We start from the raw sequence: 15,345 nt of genomic DNA, 5'->3' as shown, positions 1-15,345 counted from the left end.
CGATCAGGGGCCAGAATAGCGGGCATGGCCCAAGATCAGGTGAAGGCAGCGTGCGCTGTACCTAGAGCCGCGCAACAGCTTCGCGCGCGTCGCGCATGCTGGCGGTCGCGTGCCGCAACCCTGCCAGCAGGTCGGATTTCGCGCTGATGCGGGCCTCTGTCTGCATGGGAAAGGTCACAAGGCTGACTTCCCACAGGTCCAGTTCCACCAGATTGCGCCCGCCTGTGGCCAGCGCCTGCGCGCGCACCGTGCGGTAGCCGATGGACAACCCGTCCAGCGCGCCCGCCTGCAACAGCGCCAGCGCTTCGCGCGCGCGCGCCACATCGGGCAGAAGGCGGCCCTTGACGAACAGGCCATGGGCATCCTCGGACACTTCATCCCAGATGCCGATGGGCTGGGCGGGGTCATGCTGCCACAGCATGCGCACCTTATCGCCGCGCGCGGCCAGTTTTTGCAGCGATGCGCCATAGGCACCGGGCAGAACCGTGTCGCCCCCCTTGTCGCGCCGCCCAAACACACTGGCATAGCCCGCAATGCGGTGCCCCTCCAGCAATGTCAGACCGGCTTCGGGTTTGCAGAATTTATACTCCATATCGACCCCTTTCATTGGGTTGCCGCCAGCAAGGCCAGCGCGCCATGCAGCAGCACGCCCGCCGCCACGGCATAGACCGCCAGCCACAAGCGCCGTTCCAGACGTTCCACGGCGGTTTCCAGCCGCGTCATGCGGAATTCCAGCACTTCCTTGCGGACCTCGAACACGCGCTCCTGCGCATCGATCCGCGCTTGCGCTGCCTCAAAACTGTCATACAGGTAGCGTGACCCCCCTGTCTGACGGCGCGCGCTCATGCGCCCTCGACATGGGCAGGCAGGCCCAGAAGGACACGTTTTTCAGCGCCACTTAAAAAACCGGCCTGACCGATGCGGCGCCATTGCTGTTCGCGTTCTTCCGCCAGGGCGGGCACCTGATCCAGATCGGGTTTCAGGGTCACGTCACCGGGCACAAAACCCGACAGCCAATGCGCCACTGCCGCAGCGACCCGCTGCGCCATCGGCAGGACTGTCAGCCGGTAAAAGGCGCGGTTCGCTTCCTGATAATTGGCATAGGTCGCATCGCCCGGGATGCCCAGCAACATGGGCGGCACCCCGAAAGCAATGGCGATTTCGCGCGCCGCTGCTTCCTTGGTGCGGTGAAATTCCATGTCGGAGGGCGAAAACCCCATCGGCTTCCAGTCAAGCCCGCCTTCCAGCAACATGGGCCGCCCCGCATTGCGCGCGCCCTGATGGTTGGTTTCAATTTCCGATTGCAGGCGCTCAAACTGCTCCGCACTCATGCTGCCCTGCCCGTCCGGGCCGCGATAGACAATCGCACCCGACGGGCGCGCGGCATTGTCCAGCAGCGCCTTGGACCAGTTCGATGCGGCATTATGCACATCCACCGCGCGCGCGGCCGCAGCCAGCGGCGACAGGCCGTAATGGTCATCATGGGGGTGAAAGGACCGGATATGGCAGATGGGCGCCAGACCGTCGCGCATGTGAAAGCGGTGTTTTTTCGCGCCCACGGTGTAATCCCATGCAACGGGCCAGCCATCGGCACCGGGCACCACGCTCATGCGCTCGGACCGCAGGACATGCAGCTCCTGCACACCGCCATCCGGGCCGGTCACAGCCTCGACATAGGCATTGCCCGACAGCAGAAGCTGCGCATAAAGCGCGTCAAAGAAATCGGCGCGGCCCTGTGCGGGGTTGGGCTGGGTGATGAGGTCCAGCAGCGGGTGCAATTCATAGCGGCGCGCGCTGTCCTGCACCACCAGCGGCAGGGCGCTGGCGGCTTCGGATATCAGGCGCACGGCACGGAACCCGATAGGATTGCCCAGAAACCCCGCCCGCGCCAGTGACACGCCATCGCGCATGGTCCATGCCACCGCACCGGTTCCGGCCACGCCAAGGCTGGCGGTTTTCGCGCCGATGCGCCCGGCGGTCAGTGGTCCCACGGCTGAGGCCTTGGTCTGCGCCAGATCGCCCGCCGCGTTTTCCGGTGCCTGCGCCTTGCGAAAGATATCAAACATGTCGGATACACTCCATTCCTGACCCTTCCTCTTGCCAAAAATACGCTATGGCGGCTGCGAACGGGCCTTGCGCCCGCGTCTGTCGTCCCGCCGCCCGTTTCGGCCTGTCTGAAAGTGACCCTAACGCGAAGGGATGAATTCGCGCTTATCACAGCGTTCGCACCATGGGCCGCGACCAGCGCGCCGCCGGGCCCAGCACCAGATCATGCAAGGCCCAGACCAGCGCATCCACGCGGTCGGGGCTGCCGGTGCCTGCGAACCCCTGCGCGGTCATCTGCGCCATCTGGTCCTCCAGCGGGCCAAGGCGGGCGGCATGAAACACCCGCCCCTGTTCATAAAGTGCCGCCACCGGTTCGGCGCGCAGCACCTTGCCCCGGCTGGCATGCACGGCGCGGAACGGCACCAGCGGGTCGATATGGCGCAGCACTTCGGCCACCAGATTGCCGCCCTGATTGACTTCGGCCACGATGCGGTCGCCACCATGGCGGTGCAGCGCGTCAATGGCGGCGCGCGCCCATTCGCTGGGCGATGTGGCGCGCAGGCTGGCATCTTCCAGCACATAGGCGCGCCAGTCAGCGGGCGGCCCTTCGGTCACTGCGCCCACAACCACGATCCCGCACAGGTCAGACCCCGCATGCCCGCTGACCGCAGGGTCCACAGCGACCACCACGCGCGACAAATCCGGCACATGCGCCACCCGCGCCCCTTCCAGCAGGGTTTGCGGCCAGAGCGTGCCTTGCGCATCTTCCAGCAGATGCCCGTCCAGTTCCTGCCGTTCCAGCCGGGTGCCGCGATAGCGGTGGCGGATTTCTTCCAGAAAGGATGGCGCAAGCCAGGCGCGGTTCGCTTCGGTCGCGGCATGGGTCAGCACGGTGGACGGGGCGCGCAGAATGCCCTTCAGCGTGGCCTGATTGCGCGGCGTGGTGGTGACAAGCTGGCGCGGATGGGTGCCCAGACGCAGCGCGAATTGCAACATGTCCCAGGTGGCTTCGGCCTTGGGCCATTTTGCCAGTTCGTCACACCATGCCGCGTCAAATTGCGGGCCGCGCAGCGCTTCGGGGTCAGAGGCGCTGAAACATTGCGCAATCGCCCCGTTGGGCCAGACCAGACGCCGCTTGCCCGCTTCCCAATGCGGCGCGCGGTCAGCGGGCGAGCAGGCAATGATGCCGCTGTCGCCAAAGACCATGACATCGCGCGCCTGATCATAGGTTTCGGCCACCAGCGCCACGCGCCGCGCGGCCCCTGTGTCCAGCGGGCGCGCGCCTTCGACCTGTGCGCGCACCCATTCCGCGCCTGCGCGTGTCTTGCCCGCGCCGCGCCCCCCCATGCAGACCCATGTGCGCCAGTCCCCTTCGGGGGGCAGTTGGTGGGGGGCGGCCCAGAATTCGAACAGCCATGGCAGAGCGGCCAGGGCCGCGTCACTCAGGCTGTCCAGAAATTGCGCCACCATCTCCGGCGGCGCGCAGGCAAGCCAGCCGGCGGGCGATTTCGTCCCTTGCGGCGCCAAGGTCAAGGCTGGCGGACTGGGCATCTTCGACACCCCGGAGTTTCTGGATATGGGCACGTTCATGATAGGCAATCTCCAATGCCTTGCGCAGGCTGCGGAACTCTTCGGCGAGTTCCTTGCCGGCCAGCACAGCGGGCATGTCATCATAGGTTTCAAGAATGCGCGTCAGCCGCGCGATGGAATGGTTCAGCAACTGCTCGGAATAGGACACCATGTTTTCGGGTGTCGGCCCCCTGTCGGGCTGCGTGTCGTTGATCATATGGTTCTGCCTGTCTCTCTCGGCCCCTGCATGGGGGGTGGTGCGCGCCTTGATCTGCGCGCCCCACCCACCGGACCCCGCCAAACACGGATGATCAGCATAGGACAAAACCCTGTGCGCCATGCTAAGGGCGCGTGCGCTGCCTGTTCCGGGGGGGGGGGCGGGCATGACGCCGCGCCAGTGGTGGGCCGGGGTCTGCCGGTCCGGCGTGGGAGGAGTTCACTTTATACAAGCGGCATAACTCCGCCATTCAAGACTTGAATCAGCATCGGCAAAACCAGCAGGCCGCCGGACGGCCCGCCGGTGGCGCGGCGGGCTTGCGCCCTTTGCTCCGCGCCTTTGGGGGCGTGAGCGGGTCTGCAGCACTGAAAGGTTGCGGCCAGTCGCAGCGCCAGAGGCGGGCATAAAGCCGCGCCAGTGGTGGGCCGGGGTCTGCCGGTCCCATATGGGAGGAATTCACTTTATGCTGGCGGCATAATCTTAAGCTCAAAAGCTTGAATCGACGCCAGCCAAACCGGCAGGCCGCAGGACGGCCCGCCGGTGGCGTGGGCCAGGCTGCGCCCTTTATTCCGCGCCTTTGGGGCGGGTTTCAGCCGCCGGTATGGCTCATGTGGCGGGTCATCTGACCGTCCACTTTCTGGCGGGAATAGTCGAAATCATGCCCTTTGGGCTTATGCGAGATCGCGCGGCGGATCGCCTGTTCCAGCGCCGCGTCATCCGCGCTGGCGCGCAAGGGCGCGCGCAGGTCGGCCATGTCTTCCTGTCCAAGGCACATATACAATTCCCCCGTGCAGGTCAGGCGCACGCGGTTGCAGCTTTCGCAGAAATTATGCGTCAGCGGCGTGATGAAGCCGATTTTCTGGCCGGTCTCATCCAGCCGGACATAGCGCGCCGGCCCGCCCGAGCGTTCATCCAGATCAGTCAGGGTAAAGCGCTCCGCCAGCCGGGCGCGCAGGTCGGACAGGGGCCAGTACTGGTCCAGCCGGTCCTCGTTGCCCAGATCGCCCATTGGCATGACCTCAATGAAGGTCAGGTCCATGTCGCGTTGCCCGCACCATTCAACCATGGTGAACAACTCATCTTCATTGAAACCCTTCAGCGCCACCGCGTTGATTTTCACCCGCAGCCCCGCTGTTTGCGCGGCGTCAATGCCGTCCAGCACCTGGGCCAGGCGGCCCCAGCGGGTAATATCGGCGAATTTCCGGTCATCCAGCGTATCCAGCGAAATATTGACCCGCCGCACCCCGCACTCCACCAGATCCTTTGCGAAACGGCGCAGCTGGCTGCCATTGGTGGTCAGGGTCAGCTCCCGCAGGGTGCCCGCGTCCAGATGGCGCGACATGGCCTGAAAAAATGTCATGATGCCCTTGCGCACCAGCGGCTCGCCCCCGGTGATGCGCAGCTTTTCCACCCCCAGCCGGATGAAGGTGGAACACATGCGGTCCAGTTCTTCCAGTGTCAGAAGTTCCTTTTTCGGCAGGAAGGTCATGTTTTCGGCCATGCAATAGACACAGCGGAAATCGCACCTGTCCGTGACCGAGACACGCAGATAGGAAATCGGGCGGGCAAAAGGGTCTATGAGTGGCGCTGTCATGGGGGGAAGGTAACCATCACTATCGCGCGCGGCAAGCGTGAAGGTGATTGTCCTGCCGTATTCTTCGCACTAGGTTGGGGCGTATGAAATACATATTGCATCCGCTGATGATCCTGATCCCTGTGCTGGTCCTGCCAGCCTGCGCACAACTGACCGGCGCGTTCGGGCGCGCAGGCAGTGATGGGCGTGAACCTGCGGCCATGGCCCGCGCCGCCGATGCGGATACCCCGCGCCCCGCAGCGCGCCCCGGTGACACGGCGGTTGACGGGGATGTGCAGGCAGGCACGGCTGTCACGGTCGCGGGCCCCGGCGGCGTGCTTGGCGAAACACTGGCCAGTCTGGGCGCACCGTCAGAGCCGGGCCTGTGGCTGCGCACAGGTCTGGTGACACAAACCACCCCCGGCCGGGTAGAAGCGCCGGGCGGTGCCAGCGCGCAGGTCGAACTGCGCCCGTCCGGTGGGGCGGCAGGCGCGGGCAGCCAGTTGTCGCTGGACGGGTTCCGCGCCCTTGGCGTGCCCTTGACGCAATTGGTACGGCTGCGGGTAATTGCACGCTGATTGCAGCGGTTTTGCCTTGCCCTGATGCGCGCGCAGCCCTATGACCTGCGCCCATGCGGATATTGTTTCTGGGTGATGTTATGGGACGGGCCGGGCGCGCTGCGGTAGCCGCGCTGCTGCCTGTCATGCGCCGCGACTGGCGGCTGGATTTCGCTGTTGTGAACGGCGAGAACGCAACTGGCGGTATGGGACTGACGCCCGAGCATGCGAAAGCGCTGCTGGATGCGGGGGCCGATGTCATCACGCTGGGGGACCATGCGTTCGACCAGAAAACCATGCGCGAATTCTGCGTGCAGGAACCGCGCATCATCCGGCCCCTGAACATTGCCAAATCCGGTGCCCCCGGCGCGGGTGCGCGGGTGTTTGATGCCCCAAACGGGCGGCGCGTGCTGGTGGCGCAGGCACTGGGGCAGGTTTTCATGAAACAGCCCTATGGTGACCCGTTTTCCGCGATTGACCCGGTTTTGCGCGCCCATCCGCGCGGCGGCATGGTGCAGGCCGCGATTGTCGATATTCATTGCGAAGCGACATCGGAAAAGGCCGCGATGGGGCTGTGGTGCGACGGACGCGCGAGCCTTGTGGTGGGCACGCATACCCATATCCCCACAGCGGATGCGCAGATTCTGGCAGGCGGCACGGCGTTTCAGTCCGATGCGGGCATGTGCGGCGATTATGATTCCGTCATCGGTATGCAGAAGGATGAACCAATGCGCCGCTTCATCACCGGCATGCCGCGCGCGCGGTTTGAACCGGCGCAGGGGGCGGCCACAGTGTCAGGCACCTATGTCGAAACCGATGACCGCAGCGGACAGGCCACCCGCATTGAAATGGTGCGCATTGGCGGGCGGCTGGCGCAGGCGGGACCGCAACCGCTGGATCTGTCGGGGGTTGCCGGGTTTGGCGGCTGAAACGCGGCGCTATATCCACCGCGCGGATATCCACGCCCTGCCCCTGCTCCGGGCTTATTTCAGGCAGGATGAATGCGCATTGCGGTCAGATGCAGTCACAGGCCCGTGATTGCGGCCTGCGGGATGTGCCCGATATCGCGGCAGTCCTGCAATGCGGCCACTTGCGCGCGCCTGGCCAGCGGAAGCGGGCTTGCAATGATGCGGGTAAATCGCAATAAGTTCGGAAAACGGCCAGCGAAGAAGGCCGGGGCCATCAGGGGGTAGTATGCTGGGCTTGGAACTGGGCCAGACTGCGCAGGCCATCATTGCCTTGGGCATTGTTGTGGGCATGTTCATTGCCTTCATGAAAGAAGTCTATCCTGTTGAAGTGACCGCAATCGGCGGTGCGGTGGCAATGCTGGTGCTGGGAATTCTGCCCCGCGATGCGGCCTTTGCGGCGCTGTCGAACCATGCGCCATGGACCATCGGCGCATTGTTCATCATTGTGGGGGCGCTGGTGCGCACCGGCGCGCTGGACTGGATCACGCAACTGGCCATCCGCCATGTCAAGACCGCCCCCGTGCTGACACTTTCCATCCTGACGCTGACCGTGCTGGGCCTGTCGGCTTTCGTGAACAACACCCCGATTGTGGTTGTGATGATTCCAGTGTTCATCACATTGGCCAAGACGCTGAAAACAACGTCATCTAAACTGTTGATTCCACTAAGTTATCTGTCAATCATGGGCGGCACGCTGACCTTGATCGGCACATCCACCAACCTGCTGGTGGACGGGGTGGCGCGGGCCAACGGGCTGGCCCCGTTCACGGTGTTTGAAATTACCAAACTGGGCGCGATCATGGCCGTGGTGGGGGTGGGCTATCTGCTGTTGATCGGGCGTCACCTGCTGCCCGAACGCAGTTCCATGAGCGATATCATGGCCGATCGCGGGCGCACCAAGTTCTTCACCGAAGTTGCCATTCCCGAAACATCGGGGCTGATCGGCAAACCCCTGCGCGATGTTGATCTGTTCCAGCGCGAGGGCGCGCGCGTGATCGATGTGTTGCGCGGGGATGCGTCCTTGCGCTGGGATATGGGCGCGGTGGTGTTGCAGGCGGGGGACCGCGTGGTTCTGCGCACCCAGATTTCCGAAGTGCTGGGACTGAAGGCCAACAAGGATGTCACCCAGGTGGAAGAAGCCCGCGAAGCAGGCGCTTTGCCCGCAGACCCCGCGGCGGCGCATGATGTGGACCGCCTGTCATCCGTGCAGACCACCACGGTCGAGGTGCTGATTGCGCCGGACTGCAAGATGGTGGGCCGCGCGCTGGGCGGTATGCGGTTGCGCAGGCGCTATGGTGTCTATCCGCTGGCAGTGCATCGCAGGAACCAGAATATCGGCACAAATTTTGAAAATCTGGTGGTGCGCGTGGGCGACACGCTGCTGCTGGAGGGAACGCCAGAGGACATCCAGCGGCTGGCACAGGACATGAATCTGGGCGATGTGACGCTGACATCGGAACGCGCCTACCGGCGCGGGCATGCGCCGATTGTGATTGCGACATTGATGGCGATTGTCATCTTCTCGGCGCTGAATCTGGCCCCGATTTCGCTGATGGCCTTTGCCGGTGTGGCGGTGGTGCTGCTGACGCGCTGCATTGACGCGGACGAGGCCTTTGGCTTCATCGATGGCCGGTTGCTGGCGCTGGTGTTTTCCATGCTGGCTGTGGGCGCGGGGCTGGAAGCGTCTGGGGCGGTGTCGCTGATTGTGGGCAGTGTTGCCCCCAAGCTGGCTGATCTGCCGCCATTCCTGTTGATTCTGACAATCTATCTGTTGACGATAACCCTGACCGAACTGGTGACGAATAATGCCGTCGCGGTGGTGCTGACGCCCATTGTCATAGGTCTGGGGCTGGCCATCGGGGTGGACCCGCGCCCGCTGGTGGTGGCGGTGATGATCGGGGCATCGGCGGCATTTGCAACGCCGATCGGGTATCAGACCAACACGCTGATTTACGGGCCGGGCGGGTATAAGTTCACCGATTTCATGCGTGTCGGTATCCCGATGCATTTCGTGATGGCGCCGACTGCTGCGTTTTTCATCCCGATTTTCTGGCCGCTATAGGGGCGGGCGCAGCGTGTCGGGGCCACAGACGGAGCCGCGCCAGCGGTGGGCCGGGGTCTGCCAGTCCGGCATGGGAGAAGTTCACTTTATGCTGGCGGCATAACTCCGGCATTCCTGGCTTGGTAATGCGCTGGCGAAACCGGCAGGCCGCGGGACGGCCAGACCTGTGGCGCGGCGGGCTTCGCCCTTGTTCCGCGCTTTGGGGCGCGCGACTGCCGGTTCCGCCCACCCCCCGCAACATCCTGCCGTTTCGTCCGGGCGGCGCAGCCCGGTCTTGCGCGGGCCACTGCTTCGCGCTATTCCCGTTAGCGCAAGCATCCCGCAGGAGCCACCGACATGACCCCCACTGAACAAAGCGACCGCGCCCTGAAACTCTGCCAGTTGGCCCCTGTCATTCCGGTTCTGGTCATTCATGACCTGGCCCATGCGCGCCCGCTGGCCGAAGCGCTGGTTGCGGGCGGTCTGCCGGTGCTGGAAGTCACCCTGCGCACCAGTTGCGCGCTGGAAGCAATCGCGCAGATGGCGCAGGTTGACGGGGCGATTCTGGGCGCGGGCACAGTGCTGACCCCGGCGCAGATGGAAGCCGCGCGCGCCGCTGGCGCCGTTTTTGCGGTCTCTCCCGGGTCCACCCCTGCACTGACCGACGCCGCGCGCGCGAATGACATGGCGCTGCTGCCCGGCGCGCAGACCTGCTCAGAGGTGATGGCGCTGCTGGAACTGGGCTATACAGTGCAGAAATTCTTTCCCGCCGAATCCATCGGGGGGGCGGGCGCGCTGAAATCCATTGGCGGGCCATTGCCGCAGGTCACATTCTGCCCGACCGGCAGCATTACCCCTGCCCTTGCGCCAGATTACCTGAAACTGCCCAATGTCGCCTGTGTCGGCGGCAGTTGGGTCGCACCAAAATCCATGATGGATGCGGGCGACTGGGCGGGGATCACGGCACTTGCGCGCGACGCGGCCAGCCTGCCACGCTGACACCACAACGGTGGCGCATTGGCAACACTGCGCCCCGAAACCCCGGATGCGGGCCTGTTTGCCACTCAGCACGCTGGACGCGGCAAGCGGTGCCTGCGTATCACTGTGATCAGAGGCAGATAAAAATACAGGCAACCATAACAGGTTGCACCATGAACTTGATTTCTCGACGCGGATTTCTGACCACGGGCGCAGCTGCATCTGCGCTGGCCCTTGGCGCATGTGAATCCACCAGCACCGCCCCTTTGGCAAGCCCGCGCATGACCGAAGACGGCCGTCCCATTGCCACCACGCGCACTGAACCGATGTCCCCGATTGCCGCGCGCTATGGTATTGCCCCCCTCAGCTATGAGGCCCGCCCTGATGGTGCGCATTCCCTGCGCGCCATCGGCATGAGCATGATCCCCCCTGAATTCCACCGCGATGTGGTGCCCTATGCCACCCGCTTCCGCCCCGGGACCATCGTGATCGACAACCCGGAACGGAAGCTGTTTCTGGTGCTGCCCGACGGGCATGCGCTGCGCTATGGCATTGCGGTCGGGCGCGAAGGGTTCACCTGGCGCGGCACCGGCACTATTTACCGGCGCGCGCATTGGCCGACATGGACACCAACCGCCAACATGATCCGGCGCGAGCCATGGCTGGCGCGTTTTGCGGGCGGCATGCCGGGCGGGCCACGAAACCCGCTGGGCGCGCGCGCACTTTACCTGATGACCGGCGGGCGCGATCAGGGCTACCGCATTCACGGCACGCCGGAATGGTGGCTGATCGGGCAATATGTGTCATCGGGCTGTATCCGCATGGTCGATCATGATGTGATTGACCTGTTTGGCCGTGTGCCCAACGGCACCCGCGTTGTGACCATCTGAGGCGGGCCGGGGTGGTTATCGACGGGGGTGGGTGTTGACCTATGCACCAAGCCCGCGTCAGCGGTGGGCCGGGGGCTGCCGGTCCTGCGTGATAGGGGTTCACTTTATGCAGGCGGCATACACCGGCATTCAAGGCGTGAGTCACCGCCAGCGGAACCGGCAGGCCGCGGGACGGCCGGGCCTATGGCGTGGGCCAGCCTTGCGGCCTTGATTCCGCGCCTTTGGATGCGCAAACAACCGTTCCACGCCGTGAAACACCCCGCCATGCAGGTTCAGTCAGCCAGACACCGGGGCGCTTATGCGCTGAGCGGCCATGCCCTGCGCCCGTCTGCCCAGGCGCGCACTGCATCGCCGAAGGCTTCGAACAGCGGGCGCGACACAGGATCAGCCCCTGCCTGCCATTCGGGGTGCCATTGCACTGACAGGGTAAAGCCCTGCGCACCCTCGATATAGATCGCCTCTGGCGTACCATCGGGGGCATGTCCGTCAATGACCACGCGCTGTCCTGCTGTCTTGATGCCCTGCCCGTGCAGGGTGTTTGTCATCACTTCGGGGGCCCCCATCAGGCGGTGAAATACCCCGCCTTCGGAAAAGCGGACCTTATGGCGCAGGGCAAATTTTTCCGCCAGCGTGCCATCGGGCGGCATGCGGTGGTTCATCCGCCCCGGCAGGTCGCGGATTTCGGGGTAAAGTGTGCCGCCCATCGCCACATTCACTTCCTGAAAGCCGCGACAGACGCCGAAAAACGGCTGGCCGCGTTCCACGCAGGCGCGTACCAGCGGCAGGGCAATCGCATCGCGCGCGCGGTCGAATTCGCCATGCGCGGGGGTCGGGTCTTCGCCATATTCTTCGGGGTGGACATTGGGTCGCCCGCCGGTCAGCAGGAACCCGTCGCACACATCCAGCAATTCCGCGACCGACACAAAACGCGGATCGGACGGCACCAGAAGCGGCAGGCAGCCGGACACTTCGGCCACTGCTTCGGAATTCATGGTGCCGCCGGCATGGGCGGGGTATTGATCATTGATCAGAAAAGCGTTGCCAATGATTCCGACGACTGGTCTGCGCATCACATGTCCTGTTGCCTGATACGCCTACTGTAGCAAACCCCGGCAAAAGGTCGAGAGGGCACGCGGCCAAAGCGCATAAAACGCCAAAGAATTCATCACCTGCCCGCCTGCCACACCGCGCGCGGCAGATCGAAAACATGCAGGCTTTCGGCACTGGCACGCTGGGCTGAACATGTGCCGGTATAGATGCCGGTTTGCGCAAACCCAAGCGCCTTCAGCAACCCCATGGACGCGGGATTGTCATGATACACTTCCGCACGCAGGTTTTCGCACGCAAATTGCGTGAAGATCATGTCAATGAACCCCGCCAGACAGGCGCGCATGATGCCCTGTCCCTGACATGCGGGGTCCAGGAAATAGGCGATTTCATCGGCCTTTCCCTGCACGAAACCCACAGTGCCGATCAGCGCGCCATTGCCCGTATCAATCGCCAGCCGGAAGGGCGGCGTGTTGCGCGGCGCGGTTTTCGCAATCAGTGCCTGCGCCTGTTCCAGCGTCCAGTCTGCGGGAAAGGCCAGCAACATGCGTCCGACTTCGGGCCGGGTGACGATGGCGCGCAACGGGCCTGCATCCTGCGGCTGTAACCGGCGCAGATGCAGGCCCGGCAAGGCCGCATGGGGTATGGCCAGGGGGAGTGGCAGCATTTCCGCCCCCCTGTCAGGCAGACATCCGGCGCAGATAGGTCCATGTCGGCACATTGGCGCGGCGCGCGACGGAATAGGCCTCTGCATCGCCCAGATAATCGAACGCGGCATTGGTCAGCACATGCGCGGATGCGGTATTGTCCTGAAACACTTCGGCAAACAGCGTGCGCGACTGGTGCGGGTTGGCCTTGATAACGCAACGCAGCGCCTCCGAGGCATAGCCTGCATTCCAGAAGGCGGGCGCGACCCAGAACCCGATCTGGCTTTGCTGGCGGTCCAGTGGTTTCAGCGACAACAGGCCCAGCACATGCGCAGACCCCGTGGCCGACCCGTCCATGACCCACACATCTTCATCGCGCTTGGGCGAGAGGGCGCGTTCGATGAATTGCTCTGTCGCGCCGGGTGGCAACGGGTGCGGGATGGACCGCGTGCCTTCGGCCACGCGCTTGTCGCCCGAATGCATCGCCAGAAGTGCGGAATCGGATTTCTGCAAGGGCCGCAGAACCAGCCGTTCCGATGTCAGAACCGGCTGATCTGCAAGAATTGGGGTCGTCACGGTCATTCTACTCCTCCAAAACATGGGGTTGGCGATACCACTGCCCACTCCTCCAGGCGTGTGGGATGCCGGAAAAGAAACAGGGCCGGCATTGCTGCCGACCCTGTTCTACATGCAAAATGTAAAAGTTCGGCTTACTCTGCTGCATCCACCATCGGGGTCACGGACACATAGCTGCGCCCCTTCAGACCTTTGGTGAAGGTCACGCGACCTTCGGACAGCGCAAACAGGGTGTGATCGCGGCCCATGCCCACGCCATCGCCGGCCCAATGCTTGGTGCCGCGCTGACGCACGATGATATTGCCGGGAATCGCGTGCTGCCCACCATAGAGCTTGACGCCAAGACGGCGACCCGCAGAGTCGCGACCGTTGCGGGAGGAACCGCCTGCTTTCTTATGTGCCATGAGGTTTTACTCCTTCTCGGCTGCGAATTGTTTGGCCTGATCAATCCAGCCATCACGTTCGATCCGGCCCTTGAATGACAGTTGATCATCCATATAGGCAATCTCTGCGGTATTCCAAGCGGCAATCTGGTCAAAATGGAACACGCCATTCTGATGCAGCAAACCTTCCAGCTTGGGGCCGACGCCGGAAATCTTTTTCAGGTCATCAGGCTGGCCATCGCGGGCCTCGCTCAGCAGGTTGGCGGGCTTGGTGCCTTCAACTGCTGGGGCGTCTGCCTTGGCGGCTTTTGCGGGTTTGGCTTTCGCAGGTTTGGCCGCTTTCGCAGGAGCCGCCGCTTCAATAGCGAAGCCCGATACCGAACCGGTGCCGATAGCGGCCATCACGCCCGATGCATCCGCGCCGGAGGCCAGAATGTCGGTCACACGCACCAGTGTCAGTTTCTGGCGGTGGCCCTTGGTGCGCTGCGAGCTGTGCTTGCGGCGACGCTTGACATAATGGATGACCTTGTCGGCCTTGATCTGGTCAATGACTTCGGCCTGCACGGCAGCGCCATCAACAACAGGCGCACCGATCACAGGCGCATCACCGCCCAGCATGAGAATTTCGTTGAACTGGACTTTGTCGCCAGCTTGCGCAGCAATACGTTCCACGCGCAGCACATCGCCTGCCTGCACGCGGTATTGCTTGCCACCAGTTTTAAGGACCGCAAACATCGGTCTGTTCCTTCATCATCTGCCGCGCCCTGTGGCCCCCGCGCTGATGCGGGCGTTGCTCTGCCTCGGGCGGCGTGCCCGCCTGCGCGGACAATACCATAACCCCGCGCGGACCGCATGCCCGAACGGAAGCTGTCCTATGGGGGAAACAGGGACGGGTGTCAAGCGGGGGGATGGGGGTGTGCATTCGCAAATCAATGTCCTCACGGTGTTGCTGAATCACCTTGGGCACGCGATATGGTCATCGCATTGAGGTATGCTCAATTACCAACGTTACTCATATGAAGCTAAGCCTATGTATCGAGCGATCGCACAACAGATAGACTTTGCATGAACCTTTAGCGTTGGTCGCGGTTGAATGATTCCCGTACAAACATCCTCTATCCGCTGAACCGAATTGTTAATTCTTTTTTTAATTTCATCTTCACCTCCGGTCTCCCAGAATATCTCCTCGTTCTTATGCATTCGTTCTATATGCTGAGCAAGTTGCCCTTGATTCATTTTTCTCCGCCCCTGATCTCGCCAAGAACGAGCAAGACTCTGAGCAGCAGAAAAAATTTCTGCTCTAATAATGAACATTTCATCAAAGCAGTTGCCAACGTCCTTGCCAAAATACGCCTTGGCTCGAAATTTCAGCGCGTATGCCCTGTTGAATGTGTTTTCGTATTTTCTGTACCTTTCAAATACTATATTCGCTCGATCAAGAATCTCGGATTCCTCTGGTGTTTCTCCTTCATTACGCTCTCGAGATGATCCTTCACCTGAGAAACTGAATGGTGACCGGATATGTTGGAAGGCATCTCGGAGCTTGCCAAAAATCTCCACCGTTTCTTCCGCTAAATCAACGCGCCGTTTCCCAAGCTCCGTCCTTCGCCAAGAAGTAACCCCAAATAAAACTGAGATAGCGGCAACCATTGCCGAAAATGTTTGTATAACAGTCGACCAAGCCAAAGGTGATCTCCTCATGTTCTCAAATGAGACTGGTAGATGTTAGGGTCAGGACTCATAGCCAATAGATGACTGTAGCGGCGAGCGCGATGGCTGAGAGGAAGACTTTTGGGCAGCGATCATAGCGGGTTGCGACACGCCGCCAGTCCTTGAGCCTGCCAAACATGATT

17 protein-coding genes and 1 pseudogene are annotated in these 15,345 nt (G+C 62.8%); 5 read left to right on the top strand and 13 right to left on the bottom strand.

Features of this window, described 5'->3' with window-relative positions; genetic code table 11:
* Positions 1–61 precede the first annotated feature (61 nt).
* The 6 genes from PUT78_RS09445 to moaA form a co-directional block, all read right to left on the bottom strand.
* Positions 62–592, bottom strand: a complete 531-nt coding sequence (locus tag PUT78_RS09445; protein WP_274352015.1) for an HK97 family phage prohead protease — start codon at positions 590–592, stop codon at positions 62–64.
* A gap of 11 nt (positions 593–603) precedes the next feature.
* On the bottom strand, positions 604–846 hold the full coding sequence (locus tag PUT78_RS09440; RefSeq protein WP_274352014.1) for a GTA head formation protein, RCAP_rcc01685 family: 243 nt from the start codon (positions 844–846) through the stop codon (positions 604–606).
* The gene (locus tag PUT78_RS09435; RefSeq protein ID WP_274352013.1) at positions 843–2,066 is read right to left on the bottom strand and encodes a phage portal protein; all 1,224 of its coding nucleotides are present in this window, start codon (positions 2,064–2,066) and stop codon (positions 843–845) included. The genes PUT78_RS09440 and PUT78_RS09435 overlap by 4 nt, the downstream gene beginning before the upstream one ends.
* Before the next feature lie 148 nt (positions 2,067–2,214).
* Positions 2,215–3,516, bottom strand: coding sequence for a DNA-packaging protein (locus PUT78_RS09430; RefSeq protein WP_274352012.1), 1,302 nt, complete (start codon positions 3,514–3,516; stop codon positions 2,215–2,217).
* On the bottom strand, positions 3,485–4,000 hold the full coding sequence (locus tag PUT78_RS09425) for a hypothetical protein (RefSeq protein ID WP_274352011.1): 516 nt from the start codon (positions 3,998–4,000) through the stop codon (positions 3,485–3,487). The genes PUT78_RS09430 and PUT78_RS09425 overlap by 32 nt, the downstream gene beginning before the upstream one ends.
* Before the next feature lie 421 nt (positions 4,001–4,421).
* Entirely contained in the window at positions 4,422–5,426 is a 1,005-nt protein-coding gene (gene moaA / locus PUT78_RS09420; RefSeq protein WP_274352010.1) for a GTP 3',8-cyclase MoaA, read from the bottom strand.
* An 83-nt stretch (positions 5,427–5,509) separates the two neighbouring features.
* Here moaA and PUT78_RS09415 point away from each other — a divergent pair, with 83 nt between their 5' ends.
* The 5 genes from PUT78_RS09415 (at position 5,510) to PUT78_RS09395 (ending at position 10,839) form a co-directional block, all read left to right on the top strand.
* The gene (locus PUT78_RS09415; protein WP_274352009.1) at positions 5,510–5,983 is read left to right on the top strand and encodes a D-galactarate dehydratase; all 474 of its coding nucleotides are present in this window, start codon (positions 5,510–5,512) and stop codon (positions 5,981–5,983) included.
* Positions 5,984–6,036: 53 nt separating this feature from the next.
* Positions 6,037–6,891, top strand: a complete 855-nt coding sequence (locus PUT78_RS09410; RefSeq protein ID WP_274352008.1) for a TIGR00282 family metallophosphoesterase — start codon at positions 6,037–6,039, stop codon at positions 6,889–6,891.
* Positions 6,892–7,156: 265 nt separating this feature from the next.
* On the top strand, positions 7,157–8,992 hold the full coding sequence (locus PUT78_RS09405; protein WP_274352007.1) for an SLC13 family permease: 1,836 nt from the start codon (positions 7,157–7,159) through the stop codon (positions 8,990–8,992).
* Between the two features lie 336 nt (positions 8,993–9,328).
* Positions 9,329–9,970, top strand: a complete 642-nt coding sequence (eda, locus tag PUT78_RS09400) for a bifunctional 4-hydroxy-2-oxoglutarate aldolase/2-dehydro-3-deoxy-phosphogluconate aldolase (RefSeq protein WP_274352006.1) — start codon at positions 9,329–9,331, stop codon at positions 9,968–9,970.
* Positions 9,971–10,122: 152 nt separating this feature from the next.
* Positions 10,123–10,839, top strand: coding sequence for a L,D-transpeptidase (locus tag PUT78_RS09395; protein WP_274352005.1), 717 nt, complete (start codon positions 10,123–10,125; stop codon positions 10,837–10,839).
* 296 nt (positions 10,840–11,135) lie between these two features.
* On the opposite strand, the gene PUT78_RS09390 is transcribed toward PUT78_RS09395, so the two are convergent.
* The 7 genes and pseudogenes from PUT78_RS09390 to PUT78_RS09360 form a co-directional block, all read right to left on the bottom strand.
* Positions 11,136–11,909: a gamma-glutamyl-gamma-aminobutyrate hydrolase family protein gene (locus PUT78_RS09390; protein ID WP_274352004.1), complete on the bottom strand. Its 774-nt coding sequence runs from the start codon at positions 11,907–11,909 to the stop codon at positions 11,136–11,138.
* A gap of 95 nt (positions 11,910–12,004) precedes the next feature.
* Positions 12,005–12,553 (bottom strand): GNAT family N-acetyltransferase, encoded by a 549-nt coding sequence (locus PUT78_RS09385; protein WP_274352003.1) that lies wholly within the window; start codon positions 12,551–12,553, stop codon positions 12,005–12,007.
* Between the two features lie 13 nt (positions 12,554–12,566).
* Positions 12,567–13,115 carry a GNAT family N-acetyltransferase gene (locus tag PUT78_RS09380; protein ID WP_274352002.1) on the bottom strand — a complete coding sequence of 183 codons (549 nt, stop codon included), beginning with the start codon at positions 13,113–13,115 and terminating at the stop codon, positions 12,567–12,569.
* Between the two features lie 128 nt (positions 13,116–13,243).
* Positions 13,244–13,513: a 50S ribosomal protein L27 gene (gene rpmA, locus PUT78_RS09375; RefSeq protein ID WP_274352001.1), complete on the bottom strand. Its 270-nt coding sequence runs from the start codon at positions 13,511–13,513 to the stop codon at positions 13,244–13,246.
* Between the two features lie 6 nt (positions 13,514–13,519).
* The gene (locus PUT78_RS09370) at positions 13,520–14,227 is read right to left on the bottom strand and encodes a 50S ribosomal protein L21 (protein WP_274352000.1); all 708 of its coding nucleotides are present in this window, start codon (positions 14,225–14,227) and stop codon (positions 13,520–13,522) included.
* 273 nt (positions 14,228–14,500) lie between these two features.
* Complete coding sequence (locus PUT78_RS09365; protein WP_274351999.1) at positions 14,501–15,178, bottom strand: hypothetical protein; 678 nt, start codon at positions 15,176–15,178, stop codon at positions 14,501–14,503.
* A gap of 52 nt (positions 15,179–15,230) precedes the next feature.
* Positions 15,231–15,345, bottom strand: a pseudogene (locus PUT78_RS09360) (IS5/IS1182 family transposase); the annotation flags it as partial.

The sequence above is a fragment of the Roseinatronobacter alkalisoli genome (genome assembly GCF_028745735.1).
Lineage (GTDB): Bacteria > Pseudomonadota > Alphaproteobacteria > Rhodobacterales > Rhodobacteraceae > Roseinatronobacter > Roseinatronobacter alkalisoli.
This window is presented reverse-complemented; position numbering and strand designations above follow the sequence as displayed.